This window comes from Streptomonospora nanhaiensis, from assembly GCF_013410565.1.
GTDB lineage: Bacteria > Actinomycetota > Actinomycetes > Streptosporangiales > Streptosporangiaceae > Streptomonospora > Streptomonospora nanhaiensis.
This window is the reverse complement of record NZ_JACCFO010000001.1, coordinates 250,391-265,347: the sequence shown is the minus strand read 5'-3', so window position 1 is coordinate 265,347 and position 14,957 is coordinate 250,391. Positions and strand designations below refer to the sequence as shown.

Here is a 14,957-nt window from a genome sequence, read left to right as displayed (position 1 = left end):
GTCAACACGGAAAGGAGACCCCTATGGATCCCTTCGAGATCGAGGTCGAGGTGGAGGACCTGGCCGAGGTCACGTCGCGGGACATCACCGCCGGCGGCGACACCGACGGCACGGACTCCAGCTCCGACTTCATCTAGACCGCACCAGTCGGTCGCGTAGGGGCCGCCGAGGGCGCGACGCCGCCCCCGGCGGTCCGCCGCGGCCGCCGCCGCAGTGGAGGACGCCCCCACCATGACCGACCGCCTGTTCACCGAGACGCTGCGCGCCGCCCTGGGCGACGACTTCCTCTCCACGCGGCTGTCGTCGGACTTCGTCTTCGCCGACATCGGCGCCGAGGCCGTGCGGCACCTGCTCACCTTCGAGGACCTCAACGAGATCCTGGGCACCCGCGGCCTGGCCCCGCCGCAGCTGCGGCTGCACCGGCAGGGCGCTCCGGTGCCGGCCGCCCGCTACACCGACACCGCCGGCGCCTCCACCGGCGCGCGCACGGTCGTCCGCCCCGACGGCCTCTACCGGGAGCTGCGCGAGGGCGCCAGCCTGGTCCTGGACGGCATCGACCGGCTGCACCCGCCCATCCGCGCGGCCACCGACGACCTCATGCGGCTGGTGCGCGAGCGCGCCCAGGTGAACCTGTATCTGATCTGGGGGTCCTCCCACGGGTTCGACACCCACTGGGACGACCACGACACCTTCATCGTGCAGGTGGCGGGCACCAAGCACTGGCAGGTGCACGGCCAGGGCAGCCGGCCCCACCCGATGAAGGTCGACTCCGACCACGCGCACACCCCGCCCGAGGGCACGGTGTGGGAGGGCGTGCTGCGGCCCGGGCAGGTGCTGCACGTGCCGCGCGGCTGGTGGCACACGGTCACCGGCACCGGCGACGTCAGCATGCACCTGACCTTCGGGTTCACCCGGGCCACCGGCATGGACTGGGCGCGGGCGCTGCTGGAGCGGCTGCACGACGTGGAGGTGTTCCGCCGGGACCTGCCGCGCTTCGCCTCCGACGAGGAGCGGCGCAAGCACGGGCACGAGCTTCTGCGGCGGTTGGCCGACGCCGCCGAGCAGCACGGTGTGGACGACTTCCTGGCCGAGCGCGACGCCCGGTTCCCCCGGCGGCAGTCGTTCGCCCTGCCGTGGGCGGTGGAGGGCGCGGCGCCGGGCGAGGGCACCCGCGTGGAGTTCGTGCCGATCCTGGCTCCGGCGCTGGAGCGCGAGGGCGATCAGGTGGCGGTGGCGGTCTCGGGCCGCCGCTACCGGTTCCCCGCGCTGGCCGAGCCGGTGCTGGCGGTGCTGGGGCGCGACCGCGTGCTGACCGTGGGCGAGCTGGCCGAGCGCTCGGGCACGCCGCTGGAGGCGACCGTCGGGGTGGTGCGCGCGCTGGTGCGCCACCACCTCGTACTGCTGTCCTGACACAGACGCAGACACCGACACACACAGTCACAGACGCGGACGCGGGGCGCCTCCGCCGCGCGCCGCCCCGGCGGGCGGCGGAGGCGGGGCCCCGCCGCTCAGCCGTCCGCCCGCTCGGCGCCCGAGCGCGCGCGGACGTAGGACTCCACGCCGTCCAGCAGCCGGTGCAGGCCGAAGGCCGCGTCCACGCCGATGTCGTCCACGAACTCCTCGGCGCCGGGGTCGGCGGCGCCCGGCGGGGGGTCGAACACGCCCTCGGCGGCGGCCGCCGCGACGTGGGGGTAGCGCTCGGGGTCGGCGAAGCGCCGCAGGGCCTGGCTGTAGGAGGTGAGGGCGGCGGCGGCGCTGACCCCGCTCCGCCGGCGCGCGTGCTCGCTGTGGATGGCGATGCGGGCCAGCTCGCGCGAGGCGCCGTCGATGAACGTCACCGTTGAGATCCGCTCGGCCATGGACAGCCGCGTGCCGGCCAGGGCGCCCAGGTAGGCGTCGAACCAGGTGAGCTGCATGGGCGCCATCGGGGGGCCGGAGATGTCCAGGCGCAGCAGCCAGGGGCGCCGCCGGTAGAGGGCCATGACGGCGGTGACCAGCTCCTCCATGCGCTGGCGCCAGTCGGCGCCGGCGCGGGGTTGGGGCGCCCGGCCCAGCGCGGCGTCGGCCATCAGCACGACCAGCTGCTCCTTGCTGCGCACGTAGCGGTAGAGCGACATGGTGGTGTAGCCGAGATCGGCGGCGACGCGCTGCATCGACACGGCGTCCAGCCCCTCGGCGTCGGCGACCGCCACGGCCGCCGCGACGATCTTGTCCACGCTGAGCTTGGGCTTGGGCCCGCGGTTCGGCCGCTCCTGGACACCCCACAGCAGGGCCAGGCGTTCCTCCAGCTCCTCGGCCCCGCCCTGGTCCGGTGTCGCCATGCGCGCGCTCCCCCGTCGGTTCCGTCGGCTTGACTCCATCCTAGATCTGTGTATCACTTACACTAATTAGTGTGTCATATACACAGAAAGAAGGCGAGCGGCATGCACCCCGCCCCCGACCACGCGGTCACCGCCGAAGGGCTGGTCAAGCGCTACGGCGCCACACGGGCGCTCGACGGGCTGGACCTCGCCGTTCCCCGGGGAACGGTGATGGCCCTGCTCGGCCCCAACGGCGCGGGCAAGACCACCGCGGTGGAGATCCTGGCCACGCTGCGGCGCCCCGACGCCGGGCGCGCCGTGGTGGCCGGCCACGACGTCGCCCGCCGGCCCGACCGGGTGCGCGAGCGCATCGGGCTCACCGGCCAGTTCGCCGCCGTCGACGAGATCCTCACCGGCCGCGAGAACCTCGTGATGTTCGCCCGGCTGAGCGGTCTGGGCGCAGGCGGCGCGCGCCGCCGGGCCGACGACCTCCTGGAGCGCTTCGGCCTCACCGGGGCGGCCGGCCGCCCCGCGGGCCGCTACTCCGGCGGCATGCGCCGCCGTCTGGACCTCGCGGCCAGCCTGACGCTGGACCCGCAGGTGCTGTTCCTGGACGAGCCCACCACCGGCCTGGACCCGCGCAGCCGCAACGGCGTGTGGGCGGCCGTGCGCGACCTCGCGGGCCGGGGCACCACCGTGCTGCTGACCACCCAGTACCTGGAGGAGGCCGACCGGCTCGCCGACCGCATGGCGGTGATCGACTCCGGCCGGGTGATCGCCGAGGGCACCGCCGAGGAGCTGAAGTCGGCGGTGGGCGGCGACCGCGTCGACGTCGTCCTGGAGGACGCCGCCGACCTCGGCCCCGCCGCCGCCGTGCTCGGCCGGGTCTGCGGCGGCGCGGCCCGCGTCGACACCGAGCGGCGCCGCGTCAGCGCCCCCGTCTCGGCCGCCGACCGCATCGCCGCGCTGACCGGGGCGGTGCGCGAACTCGACGCCGCCGGCGTGCGTGCCGCCGACATCGGCCTGCGCCGCCCCACGCTGGACGACGTCTTCCTGAGCCTCACCGGGCACACCGGCGAGACGGCGCCGGTGCCGGACGCGCCCCGCTTCGCTCCGGTGCCGGCCGGGCAGGGGGCCCGGGCATGACCGCCGCCACCGCCCGCCCCGCGGGCCCGCGCTCCCCGCGCGCGGCGCACGCGCCGCGCACCGCCGGCCGGTTCGCCCGCGCCTGGTCCGACACCGCCGTGCTGACCCGGCGCAACCTGCTGCACTCGGTGCGCTCGCCCGCCGAGCCGCTGCTGGCCCTGCTGGTGCCGCTGATGATGGTGCTGCTGTTCGGCTTCGTCTTCGGCAACGTGATGGCCGCCGAGGGCACCGGCGGCACCCCCGAGCAGTTCCGCGAGTACCTGATGCCCGGCATGTTCGTGATGGCGATGCTGTACTCGGTCGCCGCCACGGCGAGCGGCGTGGCCCTGGACGTCGACAAGGCGGTGATGGGCCGGTTCCGCTCGCTGCCCATGGCGCCCTCGGCGCTGCCGGCCGGCCGCGCCGCCGCCGACCTGCTGCGCGCCCTGCCCGAACTGGCGGTGCTGGTGGGCTGCGGCCTGCTCATCGACTGGCGGTGGCACGAGGGCTGGGACCGGGCCCTGGCCGCCCTGGGCCTGCTCCTGCTGTTCCGCCTCAGCATGACGTGGGTGGGGATCCTGCTGGGCGTGCTGGCGCCCAACCCCAACGTGGTGGGGCTGATCGTCTACCCGCTGGCCTTCCCCCTGGGCGTGCTCTCGACCATGTTCACCCCGCCCGAGCTGATGCCCGCGCCGCTGGGCACCGTCGCCGAGTGGAACCCGATCTCGGCGGTGATCGACGCCGCGCGGGTGCTGTTCGGCAACCCCCGCATCGCCGGGGACTCCTGGATCGCCGAGCACCCGCTGGCCATGGCCGTGGCCTGGCCTGTGGCGATCCTCCTCCTCTGCGCGCCGCCGGCCGTGCGGCGCTTCCGGCGGCTGAGCCGCTGACCCGCGCGGGCCCCGCCCGCACCCCCTCGGAACGGAGACACCCATGACCGCCACACCCGCCCCGCCCGGCCCCCGGTCCGCCGCCGACGGCGGCACGCCGGCCGCTCCTGCGGGCGCCGCCCGCCCGCCGCGCCCCGGGCGCGCCCCCACGCCGTGGTGGCGCCGCCCCTGGATCGTGCCCCTGGCCCTGGTGACCGTGCTCTTCCTGGCCTACTCCCTGCCGCCCTACCTGACGTTCGACCCCGCCACCTCGCGGATGGAGCTGCGCGAGGACAACCCCCTGCACTACCCGCTGATCATCGGCCACATCCTGTTCGGCACCGTGGCGCTGGCGACCTGCTGCCTGCAGGTCTGGCCGTGGCTGCGGCGGCGCCACCCGGCGGTGCACCGCTGGAGCGGCCGGCTCTACGTCTTCGCCGGGGTGCTGCCCGGCGCGCCGCTGGCCCTGGCCGCCGCCGTGCTGGGCCAGCAGGGCCTGGCGCAGCAGGCCGGCAACGCGATGTCGGCGCTGCTGTGGTTCTGCTTCGCGGTGGCGGGCTGGCGCGCCGCGCGCCGGCGCGACTTCGCCGACCACCGCGAGTGGATGGTGCGCGGGTTCGCCCTGACGTTCTCGATCGTGGCCAACCGGCCCTGGCTGATGCTGTGCGTCGTGCTGGCGGAGCCGCAGCTGGAGACCATGTATGGCGGCAACGAGCAGGCGATGATCCAGGCCGCCGCGGCGGCGTCGGTGTGGCTGAGCTGGGTGGTGAACCTGCTCGCCGCGGAGTGGTGGCTGCGCCGCCGGCGCCGCCCCGCTCGCCCGCGCCGCGTTGCCCGGGTGTGACCGATCCGGCACGGCGGGGGCCGCCGCGCGCGGCGGCCCCCGCCTGAGCTGGTGCGGGGCGCTCCCGGCCGGCCGCCCGCACACGCAAACGGGCCGAAATGCCCGTTTTCACGGCGGTTCGGGCGGGGTAAAGGATCGAGGGTGGTCATTGCTCGGCCAGGACAGATTAGGGTAGCCTCAACTAAAGAACGGTGATCAACTTCGCCGATCTCCGGCGGCAGCGGCGCCGCGTTCGCGCGCCCGCGCCGCACCATCGCGACCGGATGCGGAAAGGCGGGCTGAGCGCATGAGCGAAGAGCAGCAGGCCCCGCTGCAAGCGCTCCTCGACTCCTGCGCCTCCCTGAAGTTCGCCCCCCTTCCCGACATCCGCACCGCCACGGTGCAGCGCACCCGCAAGCACCCCGGCACCGAGCACTGGTACCGCACCGACCTCATGGTCGCCGAGGGCGCGGTGGGCCCCCTGTTCACCCAGCTCACCGCCCACCACGGCCCGGCGCACAAGCTGCCGGCGGCCACCCACTTCCTGCGGGCGCTGCTGCGCGAGCCGATCTTCCTGGTCTCGGCGGGCGTCTACCTCACCGGGCGGGCGCCGCTGCTGGACGAGCGCCACCTGTGGTTCCCGTGGCTGTCCACCGCCGCCTTCGGCACCCCCGCCATCACCAGCGCGCGCGTGGCGGTGCTGCCCGACGACCCTGCCGCCGGCCACCCCGACTCCGTGGTGGTGCCCGACGAGGCCGCGCTCGACGCGCTGGCCGCCCGGCACATGGTGCGGGCGTTCTCCCCCATCATCGAGGCGCTGCACGCCCACACCCGGGTGGGGCTGCGCACCCTGTGGGGCTGGGTCCTGGACACCCTGCACTTCTACATGCTCAACCCCGCGCGGTTTTTGGGCCGCGACGCCGAGGCCGCCTGGGAGCGCGCCGGACGGCTGGGCGCCGCGCTGGTCGAGGCGGGCGCGGTCACCCGGGCGCGGCCCCGGCTGTTCCCGTTCTACGAGAACCACCCGCGCGGCACCTGGGCGGTCCGGGGCACCTGCTGCTTCGACTACAAGGGCGATCCCGAGCACGGCTACTGCACCACCTGCCCGCTCAAGTGCGACTCCGACCGCCGCGCCGAACTGCGCGAGTGGATCCGCAACCCGGCGCTGGCGCCCTGACCTGCGCTTTGCGCCCCCGGGCTCCGGCCTCCGCACCCGCGCGGCCCCGGCCGGACGCCCCGCCGCCCTCACGGGTCCAGCCGCACCACCGCCGGCTTCTCGGCCCGGAAGTCGCTGAGCCGCAGCTCCACCGGCTCGGCCCCGGCCGGGATGTCGAACACCAGGCCGCCGTTGCCCTCCTCCCCCGGGCCCAGCCGCCCGAACAGCCGCCCGGAGCCGCCCACCCGCAGGCCCGCCGAGTTGTCGGGGGCGTGCCGGCGGCCGCGGGAGTCCACCAGCCGCTGGTCGGCGTCGGTGAAGGTGGCGGCCTCCTCCCCGGTGTTGCGGACCCGGACGCGGGCGATGACGAACCGCCCCTCGGCCCGCTCGCCGGTGACCTCGCCGCCCACGCGGCGCACGCCGGTGTGGACCTCGGTGACCGTGAACTCCAGCCCGCCGGAGGCCACCCGCTCGCCCACGCCCCCGACTCCGCCGCCGTCCGCGCCGGTGCGGGCGGGCTCGGTCCGGGTCCAGCGCTCGGCCAGCCCGCCCGTGCCCCCGGGCGCCTCGGCCAGGACCGCCGCGGCGGCGGCGCCGGCCGCCAGGACCACCGCCGCCGCGAGCGCGGCGGTGAGCCCGGGGCGGCGGCGCGGCAGGCCGGCGAGGGCCCGCAGGCGGCGGCGGATCCGCCCGGGCGGTCCGGGCGGTCCGGTGGGCGGTGTGGGCGCGGAGGCCAGCCGGGCGGCGGGCGCGGCGGCGAGCGCGGTGACGATCGGGGTGGGCTCCCCTGGTGGCGCGTCCGGACCTGTCGGACCGAAACCCCCGCCCGAATCGTCGCGATCGCGGGGGAACAGCGGACGCGACGGGACCGGGCCGCCCCGGGCGGGGGAGCCCGCGTGCCCGGCCGGGCCGTCGTCGGGGGTGTCGCTCATCGGTTCGGCCCTCCCTGCCGCCGCCGGCGCGCGCCCGGGGCCGGCGTGTGCTCGGGGCGATGCCGTCGCGACGGAGCGTGTCGAATGCTGTGCGCTGCGTACGATAGCGATCCGCACGGCGGGAAACACGCAGGTGGGGAGGTGTTTCGGTGATCGGCGGCGGCTGGGCCGGCAGGCGGGGGCGCGCCGGGCGGGGCGAGGGCCGCGCCCGAGAGGTCTCAGGCGGCCCGGCGGGCGCGGCGCTCAGCCGCGCCCGTAGCGCCAGCGCAGGAAGCCGAACTCCCGCTCCACACGGCGCATCTCGGCGTAGAGGGCGTCGGGGTCGGGCGCGGAGACGACGGCGCCGCCCTGGGGTACCGGCCAGCGCGCGAACGCCCAGTAGCGGCGGGTGTAGGACCCCCACAGGACCAGCCACATGCCCTGCTTCTGCCACTCGATGTGCGCCGCGACCTCACGCCGGTCATCGTCTTCACCGTCCATTGCGTTGCTGGCATACCCGGCCCGTCACCCGCCGATCGGGCCGGATGTGGACACGCCGCAAATATGGACAGGGCCGTTCAGTTAAGGGCGGCACCGGAAACCAGGTCGGAGCCGGGGACGGGCTCGGCGGGGTCGGACCCCAGGGCCACGATGCGGTTGGCGGAGTCGACGTGCACGACCCGGGGGGTGTGGTGCGGGCGCTCGGACTCCTCCAGCTCCACGTAGGACATGATGATGACCAGGTCCCCGGGGTGCACCAGGTGCGCCGCCGCGCCGTTGACGCCGATGACGCCGCTGCCGCGCTCCCCGGCGATGGTGTAGGTGACCAGGCGGTTGCCGTTGTCGATGTCGACGACGTGCACCTGCTCGCCCTCGACGATGTCGGCGGCGTCCAAAAGGTCGGCGTCGACGGTGATGGAGCCGACGTAGTGCAGGTCGGCCTGGGTCACGGTGGCGCGGTGGATCTTGCCGTGGAAAAGAGTGCGACGCATCTGCTGCGACCTCGTCTTCCGTGCTGAGTTGGGGTTACAGGCCCTGCCGGGTCCCGTGCACGCTCAGGGCGTCGGATGCGGCGCCGCGGGGCGGCGGGTGCCGCCACCGGGCCAACGCCCGGCGCCGGCGCCGCATTCCGGGCGATCACGAGGGTAGCCCGCGGGGCCGCCGCCGGGTACGGCCGGGGTGGGAGCGACGCGTCACACGGCCCGCCCGGACCGCCCGGAAACCGCCGCGCGGCGGGGACGGGCCGCCCGGCCCGCGCCCGCAGCGCCTAGTCCTCCTCGTCGGCGTGGTGGTCGTGGTTGCTGGTGCCGCGCCGCCAGTACCCGTCGACGTCGAACCCGGTCCGGCGCTCGAACCCGCGCTCCTTGAGGTGGCGGCGGATGGGCTTGAGCGTGGTGGCCTCGCCCGCGCACCAGGCGAACCCGCGCCCCTCGGGCAGCCGGGCGCCGCGGATGGCGCGCTCCAGCAGGTCGGTGGTGCCGGGCGCGGCGCCGCCGCGGTGCAGCCAGGTCAGCGCGGTGTCGTCGGGGGTGTCCAGCTTCAGCTCCTCGCCGGAGTCGGCGACCTCCAGGAACGCCAGGACCGTGGCGGTGCGGGGCAGCTCCTCCAGCCAGCGGGCGGCGGCGGGCAGCGCGGTCTCGTCGGCGCCGATGAGGAAGTAGTCGAAGCCCACGTCCATGTGGTGGGTGCCGCGCGGGCCCAGGACGCCGATCCGGTCGCCGGGGCGGGCGCGCACGGCCCAGCGCCCGCCCGGGCCGTGCTCGTGGGCCACCATGTCGATGGTCAGCTCGCCGGCGCCGGGGTCGTAGCGGCGCACGGTGTAGTCGCGGAACACCAGGCGGGGGTCGCGGAAGTCGGCGCGGCCGTCCTCGGTCAGGCGCGGCATGCGCAGCTCGCCGGTGGCCTCGTCGGGGAAGAAGAGCTTGACGTGGTCGGCGAAGTTGTCGGTGCGGAAGCCGTCGAGGTCGGGGCCGCCCAGGACGACGCGCACCAGGCCCGGTGTCAGGCGTTCGGCCGTGCGGACCGCGAGGACGCGGGGGCGCAGGGGGTAGAACTCCACGCGGGGGTCGCGGGAAACGGCCATCGGGCATCAGCTCCTGGGTCGGGGAATCCTCGGGCGCCGGGGCGCGGGCGGGGCGGGTTCGCCGCGCGCACCCGCCCCGCCGTGATCTTTAGCTTAGGCTAAGCTAACTCACTGTTCCGCGCCAGTCGCGCGCACCGCACCGGTCCCCGCCGCCGGGCCGGGCGGGTCGGCGGGCGGCGGCGCGGCCGCCGCGGGAGTGGCGCGGCGCAGTCCGGGGCAGGCGGCCGCCAGCACCGCCACGAGCGCGACCGCCACCGCTCCTCCGGCGGTGATCGCCGCGCCGGCGCCCACCAGCGGCGCCAGGGCGCCCAGGGCGAGCGCGCCCAGCGCGCCGCCGACCGTGTTCTGGGCGCTCCAGACACTGGTGACCCGGCCGCGCAGCGCGTCGGGGGTGTGGGCCTGCAGCAGGGAGAAGCGCAGGATCTCTTCAACGATCTCGGCGAATCCGAGCAGCACCAGCGCCCCGACCGCCCACGCCGTGCCCCCGGAGGCGCCGAAGGCGGCCGAGGCCAGCCCGCACCCGGCCACGGCCGCCGCCGGCGCACCGCCGCCCAGGCGCGTGCCGCGCGTCCAGCCGCTGGTCAGCGACGCGCACACCGCCCCGAAGGCCGACGCCGAGTAGAGCAGTCCGGCGGTGGCCTCGCCGCCGTGCAGGACGCGGTCGGTGAACTCCGGGATGAGCACGTAGGGCGTGGCGAACAGCAACTGCACGAACCCCAGGGCCAGCAGCGGCCCGACGACGCGGTGGCGCGCCGCGAACCGGAGCCCCTGGAGGGCCGAGGCCGCCAGGCCCGGGCGCGCGCCGGCCTCGGCGGCGGGCGGGTCCAGCCGGGGCAGGCGGCACACCAGGGCGGTGGTGAGCGCGCTGACCGCGGCGGTGACGCCGAAGACGGCGGGAAAACCCCACAGCGCGATGACCGCACCGCCCAGCGCGGGCGCGGCGATCGAGCCGAACTGGCCGGTGAGGGCCAGCAGCGCTCCGGCGGCGGGCAGCCGGTCGCGGGGCACCAGGCCGGGCACCGCCGCCTGGAGGGCGACCGTGCTGAAGGTGCCGACGAAGCCGTTGAGCGCCGCGCACAGGCACACGGCGGCGAACTGGGCGGCGGAGGGACCGGGGTCGGCGGCGGCCCATGCCGCGTTGAGGGCGAGCCCGGTGAAGGCGAGGGTGGCCGCCGCCCGGCCGGCGACGATGAGCGCCCGCCGCGAGCAGCGGTCCGCCAGCACCCCGCCGACCAGGGTGCCGCCGAACACCGACGCGCCGTTGACGGCGCTGACCACCGCGACCAGCGCGGAGGAGCCGGTGGCGGAGTAGACCTGCATCGGCAGCGCCACCAGGGCGAAGCCCAGCCCGAACACCGAGATCAGACGGGCGGTGAAGACGACGCGGAACGCCCGGCTCGCGCGCAGCGGCGTGAGGTCGATGGCGGCGTCGCGCAGCCTCACCGCGCCGCCCCTGCGGCCGCCCGCCCGCGGGCGGGCCGGCGCGGCGGCGGGCGGTGGGCGGGCGGGCGCGCCGGGGCGGGTGCGGTGCGCATGGCGGGGGCCCTGGGTCAGGCGGAGCCGGCGGTGTCGGCGGCCGTGCCCGGCTCCCCCTGCGCCGCCGGTTCGCCCATGGCCTCGCGCAGGCTGCGCGGCCGCAGGTCGGTCCAGTTGGCTTCGACGTACTCCAGGGCCGCCGCGCGGTCCACCGGGCCCAGCACCTGGTGCCAGCCCTCGGGCACCGCGGCGAACTCCGGCCACAGGGAGTGCTGGTCCTCGTCGTTGACCAGGACCAGGAAGCGGCCGTCGGCGTCGTCGAAGGGGTTGCTCATCCGATTCTCCTCAATATGTTAGGCGAGGCTTACCTTAGCAATCAGGTGTGGTGTCGGGAAGGGCGGGCGCGCCCTCACCCGCGCGGCGCAGGCCCGGCGCGGTCAGCGCGATCGCGGCGGCGGCGAGCGCGCCCGCTCCCCCGGCCACCGCCAGCGCGGCGGCCGTGCCCAGCGCCGCCGCCAGGGCGCCCATCAGCGTCGCGCCCAGCGAGCCGCCGACCGTGGCCTGGGCCAGCCACGCGCTGTTGACCCGCCCGCGCAGCGCGTCGGGGGTGTGCGACTGGATCAGCGCGTAGCGCAGGATCTCCTCGACCGCCTGGCAGCAGCCCAGCAGCGCCAGCGCGACCAGGGCGACGGCCGCGGTGCGGCCCAGGCCGACGGCGGCGACGAAGGCCCCGCCCAGGGCGACCGCCGCCGGCACGACCGCGCCGCCCCGGCGCACCCGGCCGGTCCACCCGCTGGAGAGGGAGGCCAGCAGAGCGCCGGCGGCCGGCGCCGTGTAGAGCAGGCCGGCCACGGCGGCGTCGGCGCCCAGAACGCGGTCGGTGAACTCCGGGATCAGCACGGCGGGCATGGTGAACAGCACCTGCACGAAGCCCAGGAGCAGCAGCGGACGCACCACGGGGTGGCGGGCCACGAACGCCAGTCCCTCGGCCATGGCGCGCGGGGCCGGGACGCGCTCGGCGCCCGGGGCGGTGGCCACGGGCGGCAGGAACCACGCGGCCGCGGCGGCCACGGCGGTGATACCGCAGGTGATGAGGTACCCGGCGCCCACACCGCCCAGCGACACCAGCGCGCCGCCCAGGGCGGGGGCGGTGACGGCGCCGAACTGCGCGGTGAGGGCCAGGAGAGCGCCGGCGGCGGCCAGCCGCCCGGGGCCCACGAGGGCGGGCACCAGGGTCTGCTGGGCGATCAGGCCCATGGTGCCGATGACGCCGTTGACGGCGGCGCACAGGTAGACCACCCACAGCTCCGGCCCGCCGGGCAGGTAGGTGTTGACCGCGAACAGCGCCACCACCACGGTCTCCACGGCCAGGCTGAACACCGTGAGCCGGCGCCGGTCCAGCCGGTCGGCGAGCACCCCGCCCACGAGCGTGCCGCCGAAGCCGGCCAGCCCGTTGACCACGGCCACGCTGGCCACCAGCACCGAGGACCCGGTCATGGCGTAGACCTGGAGGGGCAGCGCGACCAGCCGGAACCCGCCGCCGAAGAGGGAGATGAGCCGGACCGCGAACACGATCCGGAACCCCCGGCCCTCGCGCAGCGGACCGAGGTCGATGACAAGTCCTGCCAGCCCCGCCCGTGCGGCCACGCGGGCTCCCTTCGACTCGGTTGTCCGACGAACGGCGCGCCCCGTTCCCGCCCGGCGCCCGCCGGGCCGCCACCCGCGGCCGGGGGCGACGCCCCGGCCCATCGGGTGCGGGCGAGGGGCCGCCGGGAAGGCGTGGAGGCGCGCCGGGCGGGTGCGGTGAGGCGCCGGGAGGGCGGGGCAGACCGCCGGGCAGGTGCGGAAGGCCGCCGCCCGCGCTGCCGCGGCGGTGCGCGGCAGCGGGCCGCGGGTGCGGCCGACGGGCGCCCGGTGCGCACCCCGCGTCCCACGGCGGGCGCACCGGGGGACGCCCGCCCTGCCGGAGGCGACGAGGCGGCCCGCCACCACCCGCCCCGCTCCACAGGCATCGCCCCTGCTTCCGCCACCACCCGGGGTGCGGTCGCAGCCCCACGCGCGGCCGCACCCGGGCAGCGCCGGGCCCGCACAGCCGACACCGGGGTCCGCGGTGGCCGCCCGGCGAGCGGCGGCGTCCCACAGGGACCGGCGGGAAGCGCCAAGGCAGCCCGCGACGCCCGGCCCCGCCCCGCAGCCGCCCCCGAAGACCGCACCGACCGGCCGCCACGCGGCGGCGTCCCAGGGGGACCGGTCGGCGGGAGCGCTGGGGTGGGCGGGGCGGCGCGGGTGCCGCCGCTGAGTGTCCCCGGCACCCGGTCCGCCACCCGGCACACCGGCGGGCGGCGGACCGGCGGGGGCGGAGCCGGCTTGTTCGGCGCGGTCCGCCTCGTCGCGCCGCAGGGCGGTCGGCCTGCGGCGGGCCGCCTCGCGTGGCGGCGCCGTCGGGTGCGCGGGGGGCCGGGGGCCGATCACGGCGCTCACGCCTCGCGGGTGCGCACGAGTAGGGCGGCGCGCTTGTGGGGCAGGTCCACCTCGGCGAGGAGCCGCAGGCCCGCCCCCTCGGCGGCCCGGCGGGCGGCCGTGTTGGCGGCGTCGGGCTCCATCACCACGCGCCGGCACTCGGGGTCGGCCGCGAACACGGCCGCGGCGACCGCGTCGATGACGCGCCGCCCCAACCCGGCGCCCGTCCGCTCGGCCGCGCCGATGGCGATGTGCAGGCCCACGTCGTGCGGCTCGGCGGCGTAGTGCCGGGCCACCACGTCGCGCGCCGCCCGGTACAGCTCGACGTAGGCCACGTCGGCGCCCTCGTAACCGACGATGTGCGGCCGGGCGAACGTGCCCGCGCGCTGGGCCGCCAGCTCATCGCCCCACCGCTCGCGGCTCCACGCCTGGTCGTAGAAGGCCGCGACGTGCGGCCGGTTCATCCAGGCGTGCACCAGGTCGAGATCGGCGCCGTGGTCGCGCGCCACCCGCGCCGCAAAAGGCGGCGCGGGGCGCACCTCGGGCGGGGGGCCGGCGGCCAGGACCCGCGCGGCGACGGTGATCTCGCGCGGGGAGCGCCGCGCGGTGTCGGCGGGTTCGGACAGGGACACGGGCGGCACCTCCGGGTGGCGGCGGGCAGGAGCGGTACGGCGAACGGCGGGCGGCGGCCGGTCGGCGCGCCCCCGGTCGGGGGGTGCCGGCTCCTCGGCGGAGCCGGCCGCGCGGGTCCGGCCGGCGCGGGGCTACTCCAGGTCGTGCAGGACGCGGTCCTCCAGTTCGTCGAACAGGGCGAGTCCGGTGGTGTAGCTCATCGCGCCCAACTGGGGCACGGCGTAGACGCGATCGGCGCGCACCGGCTCCAGGTCGGCCCACGGGCCCTGGTCCATCACCTGCCGCGCGGCCTCGGTGGGGGTGCCGTCGGGCTCGGCGCGGGTCAGCACGGCGTCGTAGTCGTTGAGCCGGTCCAGCCGCTCGTACGGCAGGGACTCGCTGAACGCGCCGTCGGCGGCCCGGGCGCTGAACCGGAACCCCGCGTCGGCGGGCACGGTGGTGCCGTGGGCGTCCCGGTGCTCCAGGGTCCACGCGCCGTCGCCGTAGGCGTCGACGGCCGCGAACTCGGTGTCCTCCAGCACGTCGGCGTAGGCGTCGCGGATCTCCCCGGCGCGGGCCTCGTACTTCTGGACCAGCTCGCCGTGGGCCGCACCGGCCCCGGCGGCGTCGGCGACGCGCTCGCTCATGTCCTTCCACTCGGCCCAGGTGTTCATGGCGGCGACGGCGACCGGGGCGACCCGTTCCAGCGCGGAGTGGTCGAAGTCCACGGCGGCGGGCAGGCCCGACACGATCAGGTGGGGCTCCGGTTCGGCGACCCGCTCGGCGCTGATCACCAGGTCCGCGCCGACCTGGGGCAGGTCCCGGGCCCGGGCCGGCTCGCCGGGGGTCATGCCGGTGTCCTGGGTGCCGCTGGAGACGCCGACGAGGCCGGAGCCCTCCACCGAGATCAGCGCGGTGACCGCCCAGCCGGTCGCGACGACCCGGCGGGGGTCCTCGGGGATTTCCACGCGGGCGTCGGTGTGGCCGCTGCCGACCTCGCGGACGGGCACGTCCTCGTCGCCGCTCGCCGCGAGGGCGGCCGCGGCGCCCGCGCGGCGGGCGGGGGCACCGCAACGGATGCGGATCATCGGCACTCCAGACGGGGAAGGCGGGCCGGGCCCAGCGGGCACAGGGGACGCGTC

15 protein-coding genes are annotated in these 14,957 nt (G+C 76.9%); 5 read left to right on the top strand and 10 right to left on the bottom strand.

The window, feature by feature from the left end:
* Positions 1-231 precede the first annotated feature (231 nt).
* Complete coding sequence (locus tag HNR12_RS01075) at positions 232-1,410, top strand: JmjC domain-containing protein (RefSeq protein ID WP_179765694.1); 1,179 nt, start codon at positions 232-234, stop codon at positions 1,408-1,410.
* Between the two features lie 98 nt (positions 1,411-1,508).
* Here HNR12_RS01075 and HNR12_RS01070 read toward each other — a convergent pair whose 3' ends face one another.
* The gene (locus tag HNR12_RS01070; protein ID WP_179765693.1) at positions 1,509-2,321 is read right to left on the bottom strand and encodes a TetR/AcrR family transcriptional regulator; all 813 of its coding nucleotides are present in this window, start codon (positions 2,319-2,321) and stop codon (positions 1,509-1,511) included.
* 102 nt (positions 2,322-2,423) lie between these two features.
* Here HNR12_RS01070 and HNR12_RS01065 point away from each other — a divergent pair, with 102 nt between their 5' ends.
* The 4 genes from HNR12_RS01065 to HNR12_RS01050 all read left to right on the top strand — a co-directional run bounded on the left by HNR12_RS01065 (position 2,424) and on the right by HNR12_RS01050 (position 6,294).
* Positions 2,424-3,446: an ATP-binding cassette domain-containing protein gene (locus HNR12_RS01065; protein ID WP_179765692.1), complete on the top strand. Its 1,023-nt coding sequence runs from the start codon at positions 2,424-2,426 to the stop codon at positions 3,444-3,446.
* A complete protein-coding gene (locus HNR12_RS01060) occupies positions 3,443-4,315 on the top strand; it encodes an ABC transporter permease (RefSeq protein ID WP_179765691.1) in 873 nt (290 codons plus the stop codon). Before HNR12_RS01065 ends, HNR12_RS01060 begins: the two co-directional genes overlap by 4 nt.
* A 43-nt stretch (positions 4,316-4,358) precedes the next feature.
* A complete protein-coding gene (locus tag HNR12_RS01055; RefSeq protein ID WP_179765690.1) occupies positions 4,359-5,138 on the top strand; it encodes a DUF2306 domain-containing protein in 780 nt (259 codons plus the stop codon).
* 286 nt (positions 5,139-5,424) lie between these two features.
* A complete protein-coding gene (locus tag HNR12_RS01050) occupies positions 5,425-6,294 on the top strand; it encodes a (2Fe-2S)-binding protein (protein ID WP_179765689.1) in 870 nt (289 codons plus the stop codon).
* Between the two features lie 68 nt (positions 6,295-6,362).
* Here HNR12_RS01050 and HNR12_RS01045 read toward each other — a convergent pair whose 3' ends face one another.
* The 9 genes from HNR12_RS01045 to HNR12_RS01005 all read right to left on the bottom strand — a co-directional run bounded on the left by HNR12_RS01045 (position 6,363) and on the right by HNR12_RS01005 (position 14,903).
* Positions 6,363-7,205, bottom strand: coding sequence for a DUF4352 domain-containing protein (locus HNR12_RS01045; protein ID WP_179765688.1), 843 nt, complete (start codon positions 7,203-7,205; stop codon positions 6,363-6,365).
* A 243-nt stretch (positions 7,206-7,448) separates the two neighbouring features.
* Positions 7,449-7,685 (bottom strand): hypothetical protein, encoded by a 237-nt coding sequence (locus tag HNR12_RS01040; RefSeq protein ID WP_179765687.1) that lies wholly within the window; start codon positions 7,683-7,685, stop codon positions 7,449-7,451.
* Positions 7,686-7,762: 77 nt separating this feature from the next.
* The gene (gene panD / locus HNR12_RS01035; protein WP_179765686.1) at positions 7,763-8,176 is read right to left on the bottom strand and encodes an aspartate 1-decarboxylase; all 414 of its coding nucleotides are present in this window, start codon (positions 8,174-8,176) and stop codon (positions 7,763-7,765) included.
* A gap of 275 nt (positions 8,177-8,451) precedes the next feature.
* The gene (locus HNR12_RS01030) at positions 8,452-9,267 is read right to left on the bottom strand and encodes a siderophore-interacting protein (RefSeq protein WP_179765685.1); all 816 of its coding nucleotides are present in this window, start codon (positions 9,265-9,267) and stop codon (positions 8,452-8,454) included.
* A gap of 108 nt (positions 9,268-9,375) precedes the next feature.
* Positions 9,376-10,710 carry an enterobactin transporter EntS gene (entS, locus tag HNR12_RS01025; RefSeq protein WP_179765684.1) on the bottom strand — a complete coding sequence of 445 codons (1,335 nt, stop codon included), beginning with the start codon at positions 10,708-10,710 and terminating at the stop codon, positions 9,376-9,378.
* 107 nt (positions 10,711-10,817) lie between these two features.
* Positions 10,818-11,078, bottom strand: coding sequence for an MbtH family protein (locus tag HNR12_RS01020; RefSeq protein ID WP_179765683.1), 261 nt, complete (start codon positions 11,076-11,078; stop codon positions 10,818-10,820).
* Positions 11,079-11,112: 34 nt separating this feature from the next.
* Positions 11,113-12,390 (bottom strand): enterobactin transporter EntS, encoded by a 1,278-nt coding sequence (gene entS, locus HNR12_RS01015; protein WP_308118974.1) that lies wholly within the window; start codon positions 12,388-12,390, stop codon positions 11,113-11,115.
* A gap of 830 nt (positions 12,391-13,220) precedes the next feature.
* The gene (locus tag HNR12_RS01010; protein WP_308118975.1) at positions 13,221-13,835 is read right to left on the bottom strand and encodes a GNAT family N-acetyltransferase; all 615 of its coding nucleotides are present in this window, start codon (positions 13,833-13,835) and stop codon (positions 13,221-13,223) included.
* Between the two features lie 132 nt (positions 13,836-13,967).
* On the bottom strand, positions 13,968-14,903 hold the full coding sequence (locus tag HNR12_RS01005) for an ABC transporter substrate-binding protein (RefSeq protein ID WP_179765681.1): 936 nt from the start codon (positions 14,901-14,903) through the stop codon (positions 13,968-13,970).
* Positions 14,904-14,957 lie beyond the last annotated feature (54 nt).

Excerpts from the sequence above, each read along its gene's own strand:
- panD (WP_179765686.1), bottom strand. The coding sequence starts at position 8,176 with ATGCGTCGCACTCTTTTCCACGGCAAGATCCACCGCGCCACCGTGACC.
- HNR12_RS01055 (WP_179765690.1), top strand. The coding sequence starts at position 4,359 with ATGACCGCCACACCCGCCCCGCCCGGCCCCCGGTCCGCCGCCGACGGC.
- HNR12_RS01050 (WP_179765689.1), top strand. The coding sequence starts at position 5,425 with ATGAGCGAAGAGCAGCAGGCCCCGCTGCAAGCGCTCCTCGACTCCTGC.
- HNR12_RS01005 (WP_179765681.1), bottom strand. The coding sequence starts at position 14,903 with ATGATCCGCATCCGTTGCGGTGCCCCCGCCCGCCGCGCGGGCGCCGCG.
- HNR12_RS01020 (WP_179765683.1), bottom strand. The coding sequence starts at position 11,078 with ATGAGCAACCCCTTCGACGACGCCGACGGCCGCTTCCTGGTCCTGGTC.
- HNR12_RS01045 (WP_179765688.1), bottom strand. The coding sequence starts at position 7,205 with ATGAGCGACACCCCCGACGACGGCCCGGCCGGGCACGCGGGCTCCCCC.
- HNR12_RS01030 (WP_179765685.1), bottom strand. The coding sequence starts at position 9,267 with ATGGCCGTTTCCCGCGACCCCCGCGTGGAGTTCTACCCCCTGCGCCCC.
- HNR12_RS01075 (WP_179765694.1), top strand. The coding sequence starts at position 232 with ATGACCGACCGCCTGTTCACCGAGACGCTGCGCGCCGCCCTGGGCGAC.
- HNR12_RS01070 (WP_179765693.1), bottom strand. The coding sequence starts at position 2,321 with ATGGCGACACCGGACCAGGGCGGGGCCGAGGAGCTGGAGGAACGCCTG.
- HNR12_RS01065 (WP_179765692.1), top strand. The coding sequence starts at position 2,424 with ATGCACCCCGCCCCCGACCACGCGGTCACCGCCGAAGGGCTGGTCAAG.
- HNR12_RS01040 (WP_179765687.1), bottom strand. The coding sequence starts at position 7,685 with ATGGACGGTGAAGACGATGACCGGCGTGAGGTCGCGGCGCACATCGAG.
- HNR12_RS01060 (WP_179765691.1), top strand. The coding sequence starts at position 3,443 with ATGACCGCCGCCACCGCCCGCCCCGCGGGCCCGCGCTCCCCGCGCGCG.